Origin of the sequence: Bacillus methanolicus, from assembly GCF_028888695.1 — a bacterium.
In the GTDB taxonomy this organism is placed as follows: domain Bacteria; phylum Bacillota; class Bacilli; order Bacillales; family Cytobacillaceae; genus Bacillus_Z; species Bacillus_Z methanolicus_B.
The window spans coordinates 354941-375594 of record NZ_PNFF01000002.1; the positions used below are offsets into that span (position 1 = coordinate 354941).

Consider the following 20654-nt stretch of genomic DNA (forward strand, 5'->3'; position numbering starts at 1 on the left):
GGCAACAAATTCGCATTACCATCGTGCTAAAGCAAAAAACTGAACTGCACGATAATTCTGAAAAACTTGTCATTTATACCCTTTGTAAGCATACAATAGGGGCATGTCAATGTCAATGTGTTTTGGGGGAAAACTTCACAATTACATCGACTCATAAAGCGTATGTTCACAAATTTTTCAAATTTATTTTACGATTTTTGTCTTGCATTTTTTGTGAGAATTGTTCCGGCCTTTTTGAGTCTTTTTTAACCGTGATTTTTTCCTGTTTGAACCCGCTTATTTCCATCTACTTTCCGTTAATTCCGGAAGGATCTCAATCATTGCTTCAATCATGTCTTCTTTCCCTTTTTTCTTTACAAACACTTTTACTAGGTACAATCCTTCTTTTGGAAGGCGGTCGCGCTTAATCTCCTTTTGAAGGAGCCCTTTGCCGACATTTCTTTCCCAATCAAGGAAGCCGATAAACCGGTAATCATCCGGCTGAAAAAGCGCAATTCCAAATTCTTCCGCACCGCCCGGCAAATACACTTCATAACGGTAAGTGTTTTCTTTATCTCCTATGCCAAAATCAAATCCCATGACTCTTGGATAATCAGGTTCCTCCAGCACATATATATACGGAATTCTTATTTCATTTGAGTCTTCATGAAGGATAAGGTTCCCGTCATAAAGCTTTTTTGTTAATACGGCAGGATCTGCACTCATTCGAATTTCCAGTTTCTTTTTTTCCCGTGGTTTCAAGCGAAAAGAGAGAGGAAATTTCCATCGGATGCCCGCGGTCTGTTTCGGAATTGAAAAAGAATAGTTTTTAGTGCTTGAGCCGACATTTTGCACTTCAATAACTGCCTTATGCTCATGCAATTTATCTGAGAGCTGAAACATTCCGAATTGAAGCGAACCTGGTATCACAAGTGATTCTGGTTTTACAGCTTTCTCAAGCTGAATTCTTCCAGCTCCTTGTTCAAATGTTCGATATTGTGTTCCGTTTTCGTTCATGATCGGTTTTGCGGTGTTCATTAAAGCCGACTTAATTTGCGCAGGCCCCCAATCAGGATGCGCTTGTTTAATTAAAGCACAAGCACCGGCAACATGAGGGGCAGCCATACTTGTTCCCTGAAGCGACAAGTATCCTCCGGGAATGGTGCTCTCGATGGCTACACCTGGAGCGACAACATCCGGCTTAATTTCCCACGTACCAGTGACCGGACCCCGCGAACTGAATGATGCTAAAGTATCCTTTTCTTCAATTAATATCGTTCTGGTAAAACGCTTTCCTTTTTCAATCAGTCTCTTGATCCGTTCTCCATCCTTTTTTGAAAGAGCAGCTACGGGAATCGGGATATTTCCGTCAAGATTTCCAATAAAACTCCCATTTGTGTTGTTGTATATAATAACGGCTGAAGCACCTGCTTTTTGTGCATTTCTTGCTTTTTCAGTAAAAGTTAACTTGCCTCTTTCTATGAGTACAATTTTTCCTGCACAATTTTTCAGATCCTTTTCTTCTCCTAAATATCCGAATGTTATTTCTTTTGTTCTGTCAATCTTCCAATGATCAGAGCCATGCATGGGCTGAAGCTTGATTCGATCTCCTTCTCCTTCAATGGTAAGAAAGGGAATTTGCCGGGGCGGTGTCGAGGCTCCCACAGAGATTGCTTTTGAGGCGGTTCCCGGCGAGCCGACGGTCCAAACGTTTGGACCTGAATTTCCCGAAGAAGCAACTGCTGTAATTCCCCTTTCGACCGCTTTATTAAGGGCAAGGCTGATCGGCAAATCCGGTCCGTTCACATTGTTGCCGAGCGATAAATTTAATACATCAACTTTATCTTTTACTGCCTGTTCAATCGCAGCAATGACTTGTTCGGATGTGCCGGCTCCGCCCGGACCAAGAGCTCTGTAAGCAATTATGGTAGCTTCAGGAGCAACTCCTCGGATTTTTCCATTTGCCGCTATGATGCCTGCAACATGCGTCCCGTGAAGCGTACTTTGCCAATGCGGTGCTTTCGTTTTCATTGAATTTTTATTGTCATTGATCTTGTCGTGCCCGCTCCCGTAGCCTTTTCTTTGGTTGTAGTCAATCCCGGAATTGGTTTCTTTCTTTTCCATCGGATTGTTGCCACCATCAACAAAGTCTTTTTCGCCTCCGTCAGGGTTGTTGTATTTAACCCCAGCAGAATTGGATCCTTTCGTTTCCATCGGATCCTTGTCACTATCAACAAAATCATGCCTGCCTACGTCTGGGTTGTTGTAATTAGTCCCGGAATTGGATGCTTTCGTTTCCATCGGGTCCTTGTCACCATCAACAAAATCATGCCCGCCACCGTAGCTTCTTCTTAAATCAGGGTGGTTGTAGTCAATCCCGGTGTCGATAACCCCTACAGTGACACCTTTTCCAGTCAGACGTCTATCCGCGCGGTCAAAGATCCCTCTGACTTTGTCGCCGCCAATTAGCTTTATGTTTTCTAACGTTTCTACTCGGTACGTTTTCACCGGTGAAACCAGTGCTACTTCCCGTCCTTTTGACAGCTCATCCAAAGAACGTGCGTCTCCTTTTACGGAAAATCCGTTGATCGTATGTTCAAAAACATAGCGAAGCTTTACATTTGGATACTTGCTGATAAACGTTTTGATTTCCGGCACCGTTCTTTTTTCTTTTAATAAGATAATGGCAATTTTTTCAGTTTCCGGTGACTCTTTTGGTATTGGCGGATGATCGAGGTTTCGGGCGTAAGCCTGCGTGAGAGACATAAGTAACAATATCACGGTCAAAAGCGGGATGATTTTTTTCAAACCAAGCCACCCCTTCTCTTTTTTCATAGGATTTTCATGACAGGGGGAGAGTATGCAACTGAAAATCACTTTACATTTGATTTACGTATAGGACAACGGCACTTAAAAAATGGAAGGAGTGAGGAATGCGCGGTATATGACTTTCATTTCATTTATATCATAGGACAACGGCGCTCTAATAAAGGAAGTAATGAGAATATGTGAAATATGACTTTCATTTCATTTTAAATCTTAGGACAACGGTACTCAAATAAAGGAAGCTGATTAATGGTAGGTCAACCAAGCATGAGAAATTTTGTGAAAAACAACGGTACTCAAATAAAGGAATCAGATTTACATCTCGGGACGGTGGTAGATTCTTCCTTTGTTGGTGCCTGAGAAGGGGAGGTTCATGGAGGCTAACAGCTTGCTTGCAATACTACGTGAGGAAATTAAAAGAAATTCTCGAAAAGCCCGATTGGAGATTGAGGAGTTTATAAGGAGAAAATAGTCATTTAACGCTTGGATATGAGCTTTTTTGGAAGTAAATTTGCACAAAGAGCAATACCAGGTGCTAAATTTTCTGACCATTGGATATGAATTGCAATTGGGGCATTGGACTCCCTTTATCAGTTCTGAAGGGTCGATCCCATACTGTTGAAGAATATTATCGGTAATTGGAAAGTTATTCTTCATTAAAAGGTCGGTTATTTCTTGAATTTGTTTCTTTTCTAAAATTGGTTTATCGTATATTGCTTCCAACTCTTTTACCTTTTCTTCAAGATGGTCTGCATGAAGAACTCTGTTATAAATATGGTAGTTTCCATTTGATGTTTTTAGGATAGTAGAAGACTTGCTAACCACAACTAAATATTCGATTGGTACAGGAAGTAATTTTTGATGATCCATCCACTCTTTCAATCTTTGTTGCTGGCGTTGGACCTGTGTTAAAGGATTTGGGAAGCCTTCTTCATTACCTTCAATCAACCGTATTAGCTGTTTCGAATATTTTTCAAAAATTAATGTTCCAGAAATATTTTTTACTTCAATTATGAGGAAAAAATTAGGAGATAGTATAAGTGTGTCTATTTGGAAGGGAACACTATGATGGAGTCGCAAATCATGGAGAATATAGTATTCCTTATGGTTTAGGAATTTAAGATGATAATCTAAGCTTTGTTCGGCTCGAAAACCGGCCTCTCGCTTTGCTAAATCTTCCTCAATTTGAGGCCGTTTACGATGGTCTTTTGGCAATCTTCTTAATAATGCTTTGATCTGTTGAATTCTAAGCGGAATCGTTCGTTCTTTCACGATCATTAATCATTTCACTCCTTTTCATAAAATAATTATTAATTTCTTGTTTCGTAAAGAGATTCCTGCAAATATTTTAGAATTTAGATTTTTTATGAGCCACTTTTGATCATTTATGATCTCTTTTAAGATTTATGATCCACTTTTTGCATTTTATGATCCACTTTAGGGAATTTATAAGCCATTTAATAAAAATATTAAAAAGCCAGCCCATGATAGGCCGGCTTTCTGCTTGTAAAGCTTACTTCGTTCCAAATAAACGGTCTCCTGCATCTCCAAGTCCAGGGACGATATAGCCGTGGTCATTTAGTTTTTCATCAAGAGCGGCGATATAAATATCTACATCCGGATGGGCTTCCTTCACGACTTCAACTCCTTCAGGAGATGCGATTAAGCACATGAATTTGATGTGTTTGGCGCCTCGTTTTTTCAATGAGTTGATTGCTTCAACGGCAGTACCGCCTGTTGCCAGCATCGGGTCGACGACAATGAAGTCTCGTTCTTCCACATCGCTTGGAAGCTTTACATAATATTCAACCGGCTTTAACGTTTCAGGATCGCGGTATAAGCCGATATGACCGACTTTCGCAGCTGGAATCAATTTTAGTATGCCGTCCACCATTCCGATGCCTGCCCGCAAGATCGGAACGATTCCTAGTTTTTTGCCGGATAATACTTTTGATTTTGTTGAGCTTACCGGTGTTTCAATTTCAATTTCTTCAAGAGGCATGTCACGGGTGATTTCAAATGCCATTAATGTTGCGACTTCATCGACAAGTTCGCGAAATTCTTTCGTGCCTGTATTTTTATCCCGAATATATGTAAGTTTGTGCTGAATGAGTGGATGATCAAAAACATAAACTTTTGCCATGACAATCTCTCCTTTTTCTGTTTCATAACACGTTGATGTATGTAAAATATACGAACTACACACTTCGTCTAATTTTACAGAAAAAAAGTGCGTAGAGCAACAAGGAGAAAAAACTGTAATCGAAACAACAAAACAGATGTTTCTTTACCACTTTAAAGTGGTGCGGGTCTGGCCCTCAATGATTTAACGCTTTAACGTAGTGCGGGTCTGGCCCTCAATGATTTAACGCTTTAACGTAGTGCGGGTCAGACCCTCAATGCTTTAACGCTTTAACGTAGTACGGGTCTGGCCTTCAATGCTTTAACACTTTAAAGTAACGAGGGCCAGCCCCTCAATGCTTTAACGCATTAAGGGGCTGGCCCCGCACAACAATTAATATTCAGGGTATAAAGTGAATTTTCCGGTTAAAGCTTCGACGCGCTGTCTTGCTTCATTAAGCTTTGCTTCGTCTTCATGGTTTTTAAGGGTAAAGCCGATAATGGACGCAATTTCGTCCATTTCTTCAAGACCGAAACCGCGGGATGTTACAGCCGGTGTACCAATGCGGATACCGCTTGTTACAAACGGGCTTTCAGGATCAAACGGAATAGTGTTTTTATTTACAGTGATTCCAATTTCATCAAGAACTTTTTCCGCCACTTTACCGGTTAATCCCAATGAACGAACATCGACAAGCAGCAAGTGGTTGTCAGTTCCTCCGGAAACAAGGTTAAGGCCTTCTTTCTGAAGTCCTTCTGCAAGCCGCTTCGCGTTGGCAATCACATTTTTCGCATATTCTTTAAAGCTGTCCTGCAATACTTCGCCAAGTGCAACGGCTTTTGCCGCAATCACATGCATAAGCGGACCGCCTTGAATGCCAGGGAAAATTGATTTATCAATCTTCTGAGCATACTCTTCTTTGCAGAGGATCATACCGCCGCGAGGACCACGCAATGTTTTGTGGGTTGTCGTTGTTACAAAATCAGCATATGAAACAGGGCTTTGATGCAGACCTGCTGCCACTAAACCGGCGATATGGGCCATGTCGACCATCAAATAAGCGCCGACTTCATCGGCAATTTCCCGAAAACGTTTAAAGTCAATTTCACGAGGATAAGCGCTCGCACCCGCAACGATCATTTTAGGCTTATGTTCTCGTGCTTTTTCAAGGACATCGTCAAAATTAATCCGGTGCGTTTTTTCATCTACACCATATTCAACAAAGTTATATTGAACTCCGCTGAAGTTGACCGGACTTCCATGCGTCAAATGGCCGCCGTGGGACAAGTTCATGCCCAGCACTGTATCACCAGGCTTTAACACCGCATAATAAACCGCCATGTTTGCCTGAGCACCGGAGTGAGGCTGCACGTTGACATGTTCAGCACCGAAAATTTGCTTAGCACGGTCCCGTGCAAGGTTTTCTACTACATCGACATGTTCACAACCGCCATAATAACGGCGGCCCGGATAGCCTTCTGCATATTTATTTGTTAAAACCGAACCTTGTGCTTCCATGACCGCTTCACTGACAAAGTTTTCAGAAGCGATTAATTCGATTTTTGTACGCTGCCGCTTTAACTCATCTTGAATTGCTTGAAATACTTGCTCGTCCTGTTGCGCTAAGTGCTTCATCGTTATCCTCCCTTTTGAATTGCATTCATAAAATATGTATCCTTTAGAAAATTCTTTTTTATTTTATCACGTTTTCGTGATGAAAAGAAATAACCTATCACGTTTTTGGTATGAAAAGAAAAAACATCCCGTTTTCGGGATAAAAAGGTAACAGGAAAAGTAGAAACTCTCTTTTCTTGTTTCTTCTTCCAAATCCTGACGCCCTACTCTCCTTTCCGGTCAACGTTTTACTGTTATCCGTTTATTTTTTAGTGATAATATTTACTCTAATAATAAAGCCGACCCAATCTAAGAGCTAAGCACCCACGGGGCGCCAGGCACTTATAGGTCAGCCCTTTGCATTTACCGGTATATTTAACGGATCGAAAACCCCACCGGCCATATACTTTGCAGCCGGAAGGTGATGCCCTTCTCTTAAAAACGGTCTGAACTTCGCTGTTCACTTTTGCTTAATTCTTTCTCAACGGCATGAAGAAAAGTTCTGGACTTCTTCTACAAAAATTCCTTTTTTGCTTAACTCTTTCTCAATGACATGTATGCGTATCAGAACGCTCATAAACTGCGCGGGCGCCGCCGATCAGCTTTGGGCGGGTTTTGGCAAGAGTGACATGGGCATGGCCAACGTGTTTCAACGATACTCTGACAGGTACCGCAACATGTTTCAAATGCATGCCAATGAACGTATCACCGATATCAATCCCTGCACTGGCTTTAATAAATTCCACTACCACCGGTTCTTTAAAATGTTCATAAGCATATGTTGCCATCGCTCCGCCGGCGCTGCGGACTGGAATAACGGATACTTCCTCGAGGCCTTTTTCTATTGCGGTAGTTCGTTCGACGACGAGCGCTCTGTTCAAATGCTCGCAGCATTGAAAAGCAAGCTGGACGCCGGTTTGCTCTTGAAATTTTTTCATTTGTTTAAAAATCATGGCAGCAACTTCTTCTGTCCCGGCCGTTCCGATTCTATTTCCCGCTACTTCGCTAGTGCTGCAGCCTACGACTAAAATATCGCTTCCTGTCAATGAAGTTTGCTGTTTAAATTCTTCTAAGATCGTTGCTAATTCTTTTTCCCATTGTAAGATGGACATGAAAGCACATCCTTTCAGGAAGCTATTTTAAAAAAAATCGCTTCTTTTTTCCAGCGGCGCATGCCGACCGACCGCTTAAATCTGTATAAAATTCACATTTACGCTTGGGGCGATTAAGAGATCCCACCCTTGTTCTTTGGAGTTTACCAGAAAGGACTTACCCGCATCAAGGCGCGTTCCGCTATCGCTCCGCTTTCGACCTTAAATGATCTTAGCTTGATCGCACTATTACACGTTTACGTTTTCGTATTCGCAGATTTTTTCTATTCGATTTGCATGTCGTCCGCCTTGAAACTCTGTTGTCAGCCATGTTTTAGCAATTTCCCTGGCTAGTCCAGGTCCGATCACTCGTTCTCCCATTGCGAGAATGTTGCTGTCGTTATGTTCACGGGTTGCTTTTGCGCTAAAAACATCGTGGACAAGCGCACAGCGAATGCCTTTTACTTTATTAGCTGCAATACTCATCCCGATGCCTGTTCCGCAAATTAGGATCCCTCTATCAAACTCGCCTTTTGCCACTTTTTCTGCAACCGGCAAAGCATAATCAGGATAATCGACGGATGTTGTACATTCACAGCCGAAATCCTCGTATTCGATGCCCATTTCTTCCATTAAATTAATAATTTCTTGACGTATATTTACTCCGCCGTGATCCGATGCAATTGCTACCTTCATAAAAAAACTCCTCCCATCTTTTCATTACGGCCGCTTCTTGGCCAGTTTTTTTTATTATTGCATAAAATAAAAAAATTATAAAGAATTTCGTATTTTAGAAAGATTCCATTTTATATTCGAAGAAAATGTGATTTGATGAAAAAACCCTTTCTTTAAAAGGAAAAAGCTCCCTTCCGAAAGGGAAAAGAGCTTGGATCTTATAGTTTGAATCCGGCTGCACCTTGAATAGCAGGTTCATATTTCTCTTAAAAGAGCTTGGATCTTATAGCTTGAACCTAATAATGGTGCTTTTTAGATTTTCAGCCTGTTCTTTTAGTTCAACGGCGAGTTTTTCGACATTAGCGATAACTTCTGTCTGATGCTGTGTGGCGGTTGCCACTTCCTGGGCGCCTGCTGATGTTTCTTCTGCAATGGCGGCAACTTCCTGTGATTGTGTGGAAGTATGCATGATGCTTTCCATTTGCCGGTCAACCAATTCTGTTATTGTCTCAACGGATTCCGCCATTTCGTTGACAGTTTTTGTCATTTCTTCAATTGCTTCGTTTGTTTTTGTTCCTTTTGACACTTCCTCGTTGGCTGTTTCAACTTGTTCAGAAATTTGTTTTACGACATTTTGCACTTCTTGTTGAATATTTTTAATAAGATCTGATATTCCTTGAACAGCCTTCGCACTTTCATCTGCAAGGATGCGGACTTCTTCTGCCACGACTGCAAACCCTTTCCCATGCTCGCCTGCCCGGGCCGCTTCGATGGACGCATTGAGCGCAAGCAGGTTTGTTTGAGCGGCGATATCGCCGACAAGCTGAATGATTTGTTCAACTTTTGCTGCATTTTCCTCGAGGCGCTTGACCGTTTGCAAGGATTCCTGGTTTTCTTTTGCGAGGCGTTCGATTCCGGCAATTAATGAATGGATCACTTTTTTCGATTCCTGCAGATCTTTTACCATTTCTTTCGAGACGTTGCCGGAAGCTTTCGCTTTTTCCTGAACTTGTTCGGCAATTCTGATTACATCATCAACGGATTCAGCAGTCGCTTGAATCGAAACAGCGGAATTATCGGCACCTTGTGAAATTTCGTTTATCGTCCGGGCAATCGCTTTCGCCTGGTCAGCAGCAGCAGCAGATTCTTGTGAAATGGCGATGACTTTCTCATTTGTTTCACGGAAATTCTCTTCAATGCTCTGGACCATTTCTCTTAAACAAAAAAGCATATGATTAAAAGCAATGCCAAGAGAGCGGATTTCATCATCCGATTTAGATAATTCCACATCTTCTTGTATATTTCCATGGGCTGCTTTTATCGCCGTCTTTTCAAGTTTTTGAAGTGGTTTCGTAATAAAGCCTGCAGCGAAATAGGCTAAAATTCCCGACCAAATAATGCCTAAACATAATGTAATAATCGTAAAAAACATATCTCCTATCTCTATGAAGTCATTAATCAAGGGATAAAGTACATAAATAAAAAATGCACTCGTTGAATATGTAATTACAGCAAGAATAAAAGTGAATAAAACTAGTTTCTTTTTAAGCCCGAACTTATATCGTTTTTTCTCCTCCATCATTTTCCCCCTGAAACTTTGTACAATCTTTTTCTAGTTTCTCAATTAATTTCTCAATCGCTTTCTTTATTTCATTAAACGTTTTCCGGTATGCTTCGATCGGACCGCCAAAAGGATCTGCAATATCACTGACCTTCCCATGCGCAAACTCATTTAACGTATATGTTTTTCCTGCGGCTTCCGGGAATCGGCTGATCACCAAAGCTTTATGTCCTGATGTCATCGTTAAAATGTGTGTAGCCCACTCAATTAATTCATTCGTCAATAACGTAGATTGATGCTTTTGTTTAATGTTATTTTCTTCCAGTACTTTTTTTGCGTTAGGAGAGGCCTCGCTTCCATTAACGGCAAAGACACCTGCCGACTTGACTTCAACGCCGGGAATCGATTTGCTTTTTAGAAATGCTTCCGCCATCGGACTACGGCATGTATTCCCTGTACATATAAATAAAATGCGAGTCATGGAATACCTCCTTCTTTTTCATTATAAGCCAAATTTCAGTATTTCAATAGGCACTCTTTATGAAGTTTTTGAAAATTTTACATAAAAAAAGTAAAAAACACTCCGGCTGAAGTGATTGCTTCTTGCTTATGTTATGTAATTTTAAAAAGGCAAAAGAAGCCGAATCCCGAAAACAAGCAAAATGCTTCCTCCGAGTGCTTCACTATATTTGCCGATCCACGCCTGGACTTTACGGCCAATTAATAAGCCGATCCATGTCAGAATGGTTGCCGCTCCGCCAAAACAAATGAGGACAAGAATCGTCTTTGCTCCAAATATCCCTAATGTTAATCCGACAGAAAAACTGTCGAGGCTTACGCTTAATGCAAAAAAAAGCAAGCCAAAGCCAACAGGTGTGATGAATTTGTTTTCTTCCTTCTGAAAGCTGGCCAAAATCATTTGCAACCCCAGAACAAGAAGGAGCAAACCGCCAATATAACCGGTAATGGCTCCAAATTGATTTGACAAAAATTTGCCCGCAGTAATCCCTATGAGGGGCATCCATACGTGAAACATCCCGATTGTAATACCGATTTTAAAAATTTGTCTCAGCCGGAGTTTAAACATCCCCATTCCGAGACCGACGGAAAAGGCATCCATCCCCAAGGCGAATGCCATTAATGCTAATGCTAAAATTTCTCCAACCATTGGTGCCATCTATTTTCGCCCCCTTGGACCTGCTAATTCAACATATGCACGTCCAAAAGAAAATAGAATCTGATTGGAATCGTCTATAAAAAAGAACCGGGCGGGCATTCGGGCTCTTTTATAATGAAAGAACCGCATGAAAAAATGCGGTTTTTGTTCATCCTACCTATGTTCTGAGAAATCTGAGGTAAACGAAATCTGAATTCTTAATCCATCTTTTGAAATTCTGTCAAGACCCGGTGCCCGGCCGCTTTTAAAAGGCGGTTCATGATCGCCTGCCCAACGCCCTCTTCCGGGAACACTTCGCTAAATATTATATCTACTTCCGAATCATTAAATTTCCGTAATGTTTCATAAAGTGAACTTGCGACCGTTTCAAGGTTTGAGCGGTTGCCGCATGCAAGAACAAGATAGGCATCATAGAACCTTTTTCCATCCTCTGTCGTCAAGACGCCTGCCTTCAGTCCTTCGGTTTGTTTTTCTTTTATCAATTTTTGGATATACTCCCGGCTGCCATCCACCAAATAAAAAGGTGCATTTGGAGCGTAATGCCGGTATTTCATCCCCGGTGATTTCGGAGCCTGCCCGGTATCAAGCAAAGCAGGATCGACTTTTACCGGTCCAATGACTTTCTCAATCTGTTCCTTCGTGATTCCACCCGGCCGCAAAATGACCGGAACCGGTTCTGTACAATCAAGCACCGTTGATTCAACTCCGACACCTGTTGGACCGCCGTCGACGATGCCGGCAATTCGCCCGTCTAAATCATCAGCGACGTGTTTTGCTGTTGTCGGGCTCGGTTTTCCCGAACGGTTCGCACTCGGTGCTGCAATTGGAAGCCCTGATTCCTTAATTACTGCCAGTGCGACAGGGTGATCGGGCATTCGCACTGCAACAGTTGACAATCCTGCTGTCGCTTTTTCCGAAAGAAAGCCGTCCCGTTTGTTTAAGACAAGCGTCAGCGGACCCGGCCAAAATGTCTCCATTAATATTTTTGCATTTTCAGGAATGTTCTTTGCAAATCGATTTAATTGGTTTATTTCAGCTATGTGGATAATTAACGGATTATCAGACGGCCTGCCTTTTGCTTCAAAAATCTTCTGTACCGCTTCGTCGCATTCCGCATTGCCGCCAAGGCCGTATACAGTCTCTGTAGGGAACGCAATCACTTCATTTTTTTTCAACAAATCAGCAGCTTGTGAAATTTGTGGATAATTTTCGATATTATCCACATGTTTATCCACAGACCAAAATTGTGTTTTCATTTTCATCCACCTTTTATCATTAGGTCCAATTACCTGACACTTTCAAAAAAATATTGGATTTACAGGTATTTAGAATCTATTATCCTTTGAAAGTATAAAAGAAGATAAAGGGGAACACAAGTTTTTATCCACAAATTGTGTATAACAAAGGTAAATTCGTGGATAACTTTGTGGATGTATCCACAATTTCACAATTTTTGCTTTTAAAATTAGAGTTATCCACAATTAAAAACTTATTCAAGATTTGAAAATCTTTTCCCACAGTTCGACTAGAAAGAATTTTACTTTAACCGGTTCTTCATCTTCTGCGGTATAAAGTGAAGGCTTCTCTTTTTCCGTCGTTTTCGCTTCCCCTTTTACAGCTATTTTTTCAGTTTTTCCTTCTACCTTTTCAGATGTTTCCTCATTCATATCGCCGCTTACTGCTACTCCGTTTGAAAAATCAAGAAAACATAGTGGAGGAAATAGTACGCACCACCAGTTGGCCCCTTTTCCTTCTCCCAATGTAATTAAAACAGCTTCGTATTCACCGGCCGGATAAAGAAATTGGCCGTAAAGTTTTGTCGGGAATTGAACTTTAGCAAACTCTGCTTTCACTGTCTGAGAAGATTGTTCTTTTTCAACAACCTCTTCCGCAATTTGCTTAATTTCCGGAAGCCTCGACTTAATTAAGTTTCTCGCTTCTTCAATAGATGTTAACTCTTCAACCCATTTTGTAATTTCCGCGTTTACGGCATCTCTTACTTTTCGCTTTAAAGCTTGGTCAGCTTCTTGATCGCTATTGGCAAGGATCCGTAAACGAATGGCTTCATTTGGGATGACAATCGCTTCATCAGCGATCGCTTCCGTTTTTGGCATATATATATTTAAAATCGTTGCAATTGATAATAGAATGACATAAGTAAATGAGATTGTTTTTGTTTTCATATTTGGCACCGTCCCTTCCTAGCCTCAGTGTGGACAAAATGCCAGATTGTTAAACTAGTAAAATGAAAAAATCTAGAAAACTTTTAAAAAGAAGGCGCGGTCTTTGGAATGAAGGCTCATAAATTTGATCGAAGGCTCATAAATCAAATTAAGGGCTCATATATGAAAATAAAGGCTGATAAACGAGAATTAAGACTCATATCCCAAATTAAAAGCTCATAAACAAAAATTAAGGCTCATATCTCAAATTAAAGGCTCATAAACGAAAATTACGGCTTCCCTTGATAGTCAAGTCCTTAATATTGTGTAAAATACTAATTACAAGGTTTTAGCCTATTTATTTAATTTGATTGGAAGGGGGTACCCCCTTCCAATCAAATTAAATTTCGCGCTCGCGCGGGACATTCTCGTTTTTCGCAAAAATGCTTTTTTTCTTGGCTTGTTCCTCATCATAATCCATTAAGACAGCTCCAATCAGCCGATAGGCAGACTGCGTATTTGGAAATATGCGGATCACCCTTTCACGACGGCGAACTTCCTGATTTAATCGTTCCAGAGAGTTGGTGCTACGGATTAAGCGATGCCATTTTGCGGGATGACTTAAATATTGGATGGCGTCTTCAAAGCCCTCATCTAATATCTCCAGTGCCTTTTCAAGTTTCGGATTCTCTTCATAGCTCTTAAAGAACACATTGCGAAAGAAACGGGCATCTTCTACCGTAACGGCTTCGAATATCCTTTTTAAATCGACAATGACCTCTCCCATGCCTTTTTTAGGCAATGCTTCGATGATATTTCGTTTGAAATGAACGGTACAACGCTGCCATGATGTTCCGATAAATTCCTTTTCTATCGCTTTCTTTAATCCTTTATGGGCATCTGAAATCACCAGCTTGGGGGATTGCAACCCCCTTGACTTTAACTCACTCAAAAATTCCCGCCATGCTTCATAGCTTTCTTTATGATCGATTTTAAAACCGATCACTTCCCTTTTTTGGTCCTGGTTAATGCCGGTCGCAATATACACCGCTTTAGAGACGACTTTATGGTGTTCACGCACTTTGATATACATGGCATCTACAAAAATATAAGAGTAATATTGGACATTTAACGGTCGGTTTGCCCATTGTTTGACAACTGGATCAAGCTTTTCTGTCAAGGATGAAACAAAGGATTTCGAAACTTTTTCCCCGCATAATTGTTCTACAACATTCGTCACTTTGCGTGTAGACACTCCATTTACAACCATCTCGAGCATGGATAAGACAAAGGTTTGGTCCACACGCGCATAGCGTTCAAAAACAGATGGTGAAAAGTCACCATTACGTGTACGGGGAACTCTTAATTTAATCTTTCCAATACTTACAATAAAGTCACGGTCATAGTAGCCATTTCGGTAGTCTTGGCGTTCGGAGGTGCGCTCATAAGCCTTAGCCTGTAAATACTCATCACGCTCTTTTTCCATGTACTCATTCAAGACTAAAACAATGGTTGATTTAACTACCGCATCAATATTTGAATTCATGACCGAATCTTTTAAAAGGTCCATATTTAGGGTAAACTGTAATTGGGTCATAATTAAATCTCCTTTTCAATGTTTTATGTAGGCATTAAAACATTGTAACCAAAAGGGATTAATTTGACCCTTTTTCTTTTTACACAATTATACGGACTTAATCCCCTTGATCTTGTTTCAAAGAGCATTTTCAAGCTAAAAATCAGCTTTTTTTATGAAAAAATCGCCATTCAGACGGACAATTCAACGAATCTAAAGACATTTTACAGAGCTAAAAAACCCTTATCCAAAGAATTACTTTATTGCGAATTTCAATTGTTGTCTGTGACAATTTACAAAGCTAAAAAACCCCTTACCCAAAGGGCAAGGAGCTAGTTAGTTGTTAATTTCGGCAAAAACGATCCGGTCTTTGCCGTTTATATCATTCACTACTTCCACCGCGGCATTCGGAAAAGCCTGTTGTAAAAGATTGGCAACTGCTTTTCCCTGACCTGCTCCAATTTCAAAGCCTATGAGCGCTTTTTCACGTAACACAAATGGCAGTTCCTCCGTCAATCTTCTATATATATCAAGTCCGTCTTCACCGGCAAACAAAGCTTGATACGGTTCGTGGTCTTTTACAACCTCGGACAACACGGCCAAATCTCCGACTGGAATATAGGGTGGATTGGAAAGAATAATATCGAATTTTTTTCCGGATTCGATAAAAGGTTTTAACAAATCTCCGTGCACAAAATGAATGGAAGCACCAAGAGAAGAAGCATTTTTTTCCGCAACCTCGAGAGCTGCTTTTGATAGATCGGAAGCTGTTACCGTTAAATCCGGCCGCTCCAGTTTCATCGTAACGGCAATGACTCCGCTGCCCGTACCGACATCAAGAAGCTCAAGCTTTTTTTGCCTCGGAAAAAATGTTTCAATTCGCTTTAGCGCACCAAAAACGAGCTCTTCTGTTTCAGGTCTTGGGATAAGGATTGCTTCGTTCACACAAAATGTTCTGCCGTAAAATTCTTCAGCGCCTGTAATATATTGAACCGGTTTTCCTTGTGCATGAAGCAAAACAGCTTCGCGAAAAAGGTTCTCTGTTTCAAGGTCAAGATCCATTTTCAGTTCGGCGAGGAGCCGGGACCGGTCCATTTTTGTATAATGACGCAGCAATAGTTCTCCCGCATTTTCGTCACGGCCGTGTTTTTTTAAAAAAGAAGAAGCCCAGTTCAGGGCTTCGAATACTTTTACCATTTTATGCTTCGCCCGCGCTTTCCAGTTTCTTGGACTGGTCTTCAAGAATTAACGCATCAATCAGTTCATCAAGTTTTCCTTCAAGGATTTGATCAAGTTTTTGAAGCGTTAAGCCGATGCGGTGATCCGTGACGCGGTTTTGCGGGAAATTATACGTACGGATTCTTTCAGAACGGTCACCGGTACCGACTGCGGATTTACGCTGTTGATCGTATTCTGCCTGCGCTTCTTGCTGGTATTTATCATAAATGCGGGCGCGCAAAACTTTCATGGCTTTTTCTTTGTTTTTAATTTGCGATTTTTCATCTTGGCAGGAAACGACGATTCCTGTCGGTATGTGGGTAAGGCGAACAGCCGACATTGTCGTGTTTACACTTTGTCCGCCTGGTCCGCTTGACGCAAATGTATCAACGCGGATATCTTTTTCGTTAATTTCTACTTCAACTTCTTCTGCTTCCGGCAGGCATGCGACCGTTGCAGTTGACGTATGAATACGTCCACCTGACTCCGTTTCAGGAACACGCTGAACACGGTGGGCTCCATTTTCAAATTTCAGCCTCGAATAGGCGCCTTTCCCGGAAATCATAAAAATGATTTCCTTGTAGCCGCCCAAACCGGTCGGGCTTGCTTCGATTACTTCTGTTTTCCAGCCCTTCATTTCCGCATAACGGCTGTACATGCGGTATAAGTCACCGGCAAACAGCGCCGCTTCATCCCCGCCCGCAGCACCGCGGATTTCAAAAATAACGTTTTTATCATCGTTCGGATCTTTCGGCAATAACAGAATTTTCAGCTTTTCTTCAAGATCTTCAATGCGCTCTTCAAGTTCATCGATTTCTTCTTTTACCATTTCGCGCATTTCCGGATCGAGTTTTTCCTCGAGCATCGCTTTTGCATCTTGGTACTGCTTTTTCACTTCTTTATATTCACGGTACGTTTGCACGGTTTCTTGTATATCAGACTGCTCTTTTGAATATTCCCGCAGTTTTTTTGGATCATTGACAATTTCAGGATCACTTAAAAGTTCATTTAACTTTTCGTAGCGGTCCTCAACAGCTTGAAGACGATCGAACACAGTCATTCACCTCAATTTTGTTCCATAACATTCTAATTATAGTATAGGTGAAAGACACAGTCAAAACGAATTCAAGAAAAATGATTGTCGGGTCGGTAATTTATCAAAAATTCGAGTGCTTCACCATCACTAAGTACGGTCTTCCCGGACTCTGACTTCGATGTCATAACGGGGCAAAGCTTGCAGCAACATTTTGTGAATGCGGGATTGTGCGTCCATTTGATCTCTTTCGGAAAGCATTCCTTTTTTATAAACCGTAACCCACATATCCTCTCCATTTACCCAAATAGGGCCGGGCTCAAATTCTTTCGTTTGTTTCACAACATCGCGCGCCTTATCAACATCTTTTCCAATATCATTGCGGTTGCCGCTGAAATTAACAAAGTTCGGGTTTTGATCGCTAATCGTCCGATCCATGGGAGGGTCGTTGTCGATATCTATTTTTTGCAGTGCTTCCTCACGGCTTGTAATGAGTCGTGCTCCATCTTGATCTTCATTTTGGCCGTAGATCCCGCCATCTGCAGCATTTTGGTTGCACCCCGTTATCAATATAAGCAGCAAGAACATCATAAAGATCGCTTTTTTCATTGTTTATATACACCTCCGTTATTAAGATTTCCACATTCACGGAGGTGTCATCAGACCAATTTTAGGGAAAAATTTAAGGGGGATTGTTCTTGAGTAGTTTTTTCAAATTTGAAGTTATCAATAATTTCAAAGAAATGGCAATATGAAAAGTGTATATCCTTCTGAACAAGCAAAGCTTATGTTTTATGATCCACTTTTAATCAAATATGATCCACTTTTGACCATTTATGATCCACTTTTTAAGATTTATAAGCCAATAAGCCTGATTGATTCAACTAACGATCAGTGGGGGATGAACTCTTCGCCGGAACTCGTACGTCTGTACTTTGAAATCCCCCACTGATAGAAGTTTCAGTTATGATAATAATGTTTCAGAAGTTTCCTGATTGGAGTTTGCATTTGAAGTTTTCGGCACTTCGTGGTGGTGGCGGCAGCGCGGTTCGTAAGCTTCCGAGGCGCCGACTAAGATAACCGGATCATCGTAAGAAGCAGGCTTGCCGTTGATTAAGCGTTGTGTGCGGCTCGCCGGTGATCCACAAACTGCACATACTGCCTGGAGTTTCGTCACTTGCTCGGCAATCGCCATAAGTTTTGGCATTTCCCCAAAAGGCTCACCGCGAAAATCTTGGTCCAGTCCTGCTGCAATGACGCGATATCCGCTGTTTGCCAACTGCTGGAGTACATCCACAATGTCTTTGTCAAAAAATTGAACTTCGTCAATTGCAATGACATCTACATCCGTGTCAATATGCTGAAAAATTTCAGTCGAATGGGAAATCGGGGTTGCCGTAAAGGATGTTCCGTTATGGGATACAACTGCTTCATCACTGTAGCGATTGTCGATTTTCGGCTTAAAAACTGCAATTTTTTGTTTTGCGAATAGAGCTCTTCGAACACGCCGAATTAATTCTTCCGATTTTCCGGAAAACATGCTGCCGCAAATGACTTCAATCCATCCGCTTTGCTTCATGACGTACATGGTACGGCCTCTCCTTCCTGGTACTAGCGATAAAAATCCGGCTACCTTTCTATGTAAAAGCTAGCCTTCGTTTGAGTATTATACGTAAATGTAATAATAAAAAACAGGCAAGCGTCGAAACCTTCTTGCCTGTTTTATTGCAATCATTATTTAAGACCGTATTTTTTGTTGAATCGGTCAACGCGTCCGCCTGCATCAGCGAATTTTTGACGACCGGTATAGAATGGATGGCACTCGGAGCAAGTTTCAACGCGCACCTCGTCTTTTACGGATCCGCTTTCGAACTCGTTGCCACAAGCACATCTTACCATTACTTTTTTGTAGTTTGGATGAATTCCTGCTTTCATTCTTTTCATCTCCTTCCGCCCTGAATCTTTCGAAACAGAGTTATATGTTACGGCTTCATAAACCGCAATCTTCAAAAAAACACTGAACCTATTATAACAACCAGGCCTTTATTTTGCAAGAAAGGTTTTTACAACTTACAGAGAGTGTTTCGCCGAAATAGCCGCTCAGCCCATTAGAAAAGTTTAAACAACTTACAGAGTGCGTTTCGCCTTCATTTCTTCGTCAAGCTGTGCGAAAAACTCCTCGTTTGATTTAGTTTGCTTTAACTTGCGTAAAAATTTCTCGGCAAAGTCAGGAGAATCTGACATCGACTTCCTGATTGCCCATAATTTATCAAGGTGCTCTTTCGGAATGAGCAGTTCTTCTTTACGCGTTCCGGAACGGCGAATATCAATGGCCGGAAAAATCCGCCGTTCAGCCAGCGAACGGTCAAGATGCAGCTCCATATTTCCTGTTCCTTTGAATTCTTCATAGATGACATCGTCCATTCGTGAACCGGTATCAACAAGAGCTGTTGCTAATATTGTTAAGCTTCCGCCTTCTTCAATATTACGGGCAGCCCCAAAGAAACGTTTTGGACGATGGAACGCGGCAGGGTCAATTCCTCCGGATAATGTACGTCCGCTTGGAGGAATGACAAGGTTATAGGCGCGGGCAAGACGGGTAATGCTGTCCATTAAAATGACAACGTCTCTTTTATGCTCAACGAGGCGCATTGCCCGTTCCAAAACAAGCTCTGCGACTTTAATATGGTTTTCCGGAACTTCGTCAAATGTTGAGCTGACCACATCACCTGCAACCGATCGTTCAATATCGGTTACTTCTTCCGGGCGTTCGTCGATGAGCAATACAATCAGTTCAGCTTCCGGATGATTGGTTGTGATGCTATTGGCAATCTCTTTTAACAGCATCGTTTTTCCCGCCTTTGGAGGGGCAACAATCAATCCGCGCTGGCCAAAGCCGACAGGAGCAATTAAGTCCAAAATTCTTGTCGATAAATTTTGGGAGGTTGTTTCAAGTTTCATCTGGCGGTTTGGGTACAACGGGGTTAATGCCGGGAAGTGAACCCGTTCTTTCGCTGTTTCAGGGTCATCCCCGTTAACAGCTTCTACGTGCAGAAGACCGAAGTACCTTTCATTCTCCTTTGGAGGACGCACCTTTCCGGATACTTTATCCCCGTTTCTTAAGTCAAAACGGCGAATTTGCGATGCAGAGATATAAATATCTTCGGAGCTCGGCGAATAGTTGATCGGCCTGAGGAAACCAAAACCTTCGGACTGGATGATTTCAAGAACGCCTTCCATGAAAAAGTAGCCCTGCTGTTCGGCTCTTGCTTTTAAAATGGCAAAAATCAGTTCTTTTTTTGTTAATTTGCTGTAATAAGATATTTTATATTCTCGAGCAAGCTCGTAAAGCTCTTTTAATTTCATATTTTCTAAGCTTGAAATAGTTAATTCCATTTAGACACCACGCTTTACCATATTCGATTATTTCCTCCATATGAGTTTTTTGAGATAGGTTTTAAGAAGATATGGATGGAAAAGGAAGATAAGTTTTCACCAACTAGAGGGTTAATGAAGACGCTCTTTTCAAAAAGATTGCTGCTTGTAGAAAACCTGTGGGCTGCTTGTGTCTGTTCCCGTCAAACAAAGCGTGCATTCTCGGAATTTGGAAATCCTGTAGA

The 20654-nt window shown here is 41.5% G+C and carries 18 protein-coding genes; all 18 read right to left on the reverse strand.

What is annotated here, in order from left to right; genetic code table 11:
• Positions 1–276 precede the first annotated feature (276 nt).
• Positions 277–2787, reverse strand: coding sequence for a S8 family serine peptidase (locus tag C0966_RS13365; RefSeq protein ID WP_274856231.1), 2511 nt, complete (start codon positions 2785–2787; stop codon positions 277–279).
• 333 nt (positions 2788–3120) lie between these two features.
• Complete coding sequence (locus C0966_RS13370; protein ID WP_274856233.1) at positions 3121–4083, reverse strand: nuclease-related domain-containing protein; 963 nt, start codon at positions 4081–4083, stop codon at positions 3121–3123.
• A gap of 235 nt (positions 4084–4318) precedes the next feature.
• Positions 4319–4948, reverse strand: a complete 630-nt coding sequence (upp, locus tag C0966_RS13375; protein WP_274856234.1) for a uracil phosphoribosyltransferase — start codon at positions 4946–4948, stop codon at positions 4319–4321.
• A gap of 372 nt (positions 4949–5320) precedes the next feature.
• Positions 5321–6562 (reverse strand): serine hydroxymethyltransferase, encoded by a 1242-nt coding sequence (gene glyA / locus C0966_RS13380; RefSeq protein ID WP_274856235.1) that lies wholly within the window; start codon positions 6560–6562, stop codon positions 5321–5323.
• A gap of 524 nt (positions 6563–7086) precedes the next feature.
• A complete protein-coding gene (locus C0966_RS13385) occupies positions 7087–7653 on the reverse strand; it encodes a TIGR01440 family protein (protein WP_274856236.1) in 567 nt (188 codons plus the stop codon).
• Positions 7654–7881: 228 nt separating this feature from the next.
• Positions 7882–8328: a ribose 5-phosphate isomerase B gene (gene rpiB, locus C0966_RS13390; protein WP_274856237.1), complete on the reverse strand. Its 447-nt coding sequence runs from the start codon at positions 8326–8328 to the stop codon at positions 7882–7884.
• A gap of 262 nt (positions 8329–8590) precedes the next feature.
• A complete protein-coding gene (locus tag C0966_RS13395) occupies positions 8591–9886 on the reverse strand; it encodes a methyl-accepting chemotaxis protein (protein WP_274856238.1) in 1296 nt (431 codons plus the stop codon).
• On the reverse strand, positions 9864–10349 hold the full coding sequence (locus C0966_RS13400; RefSeq protein WP_274856239.1) for a low molecular weight protein arginine phosphatase: 486 nt from the start codon (positions 10347–10349) through the stop codon (positions 9864–9866). The genes C0966_RS13395 and C0966_RS13400 overlap by 23 nt, the downstream gene beginning before the upstream one ends.
• A gap of 141 nt (positions 10350–10490) precedes the next feature.
• Complete coding sequence (locus C0966_RS13405) at positions 10491–11045, reverse strand: manganese efflux pump MntP family protein (RefSeq protein ID WP_274856240.1); 555 nt, start codon at positions 11043–11045, stop codon at positions 10491–10493.
• A 197-nt stretch (positions 11046–11242) separates the two neighbouring features.
• Positions 11243–12301 carry an L-threonylcarbamoyladenylate synthase gene (locus C0966_RS13410; RefSeq protein ID WP_274856241.1) on the reverse strand — a complete coding sequence of 353 codons (1059 nt, stop codon included), beginning with the start codon at positions 12299–12301 and terminating at the stop codon, positions 11243–11245.
• Between the two features lie 237 nt (positions 12302–12538).
• A complete protein-coding gene (gene spoIIR / locus C0966_RS13415) occupies positions 12539–13228 on the reverse strand; it encodes a stage II sporulation protein R (RefSeq protein WP_274856243.1) in 690 nt (229 codons plus the stop codon).
• Positions 13229–13607: 379 nt separating this feature from the next.
• Positions 13608–14804, reverse strand: a complete 1197-nt coding sequence (locus C0966_RS13420; protein WP_274853204.1) for an IS256 family transposase — start codon at positions 14802–14804, stop codon at positions 13608–13610.
• A 315-nt stretch (positions 14805–15119) separates the two neighbouring features.
• The gene (gene prmC / locus C0966_RS13425; protein ID WP_274856244.1) at positions 15120–15980 is read right to left on the reverse strand and encodes a peptide chain release factor N(5)-glutamine methyltransferase; all 861 of its coding nucleotides are present in this window, start codon (positions 15978–15980) and stop codon (positions 15120–15122) included.
• A gap of 1 nt (position 15981) precedes the next feature.
• A complete protein-coding gene (gene prfA / locus C0966_RS13430; protein ID WP_274856245.1) occupies positions 15982–17055 on the reverse strand; it encodes a peptide chain release factor 1 in 1074 nt (357 codons plus the stop codon).
• A 129-nt stretch (positions 17056–17184) separates the two neighbouring features.
• Complete coding sequence (locus C0966_RS13435; protein WP_274856246.1) at positions 17185–17643, reverse strand: hypothetical protein; 459 nt, start codon at positions 17641–17643, stop codon at positions 17185–17187.
• A gap of 355 nt (positions 17644–17998) precedes the next feature.
• Positions 17999–18622 carry a thymidine kinase gene (locus tag C0966_RS13440; protein ID WP_274856247.1) on the reverse strand — a complete coding sequence of 208 codons (624 nt, stop codon included), beginning with the start codon at positions 18620–18622 and terminating at the stop codon, positions 17999–18001.
• A gap of 146 nt (positions 18623–18768) precedes the next feature.
• Positions 18769–18969, reverse strand: a complete 201-nt coding sequence (gene rpmE / locus C0966_RS13445) for a 50S ribosomal protein L31 (protein WP_003346847.1) — start codon at positions 18967–18969, stop codon at positions 18769–18771.
• A gap of 192 nt (positions 18970–19161) precedes the next feature.
• Complete coding sequence (gene rho / locus C0966_RS13450; RefSeq protein WP_274856248.1) at positions 19162–20430, reverse strand: transcription termination factor Rho; 1269 nt, start codon at positions 20428–20430, stop codon at positions 19162–19164.
• Between the last annotated feature and the right edge of the window lie 224 nt (positions 20431–20654).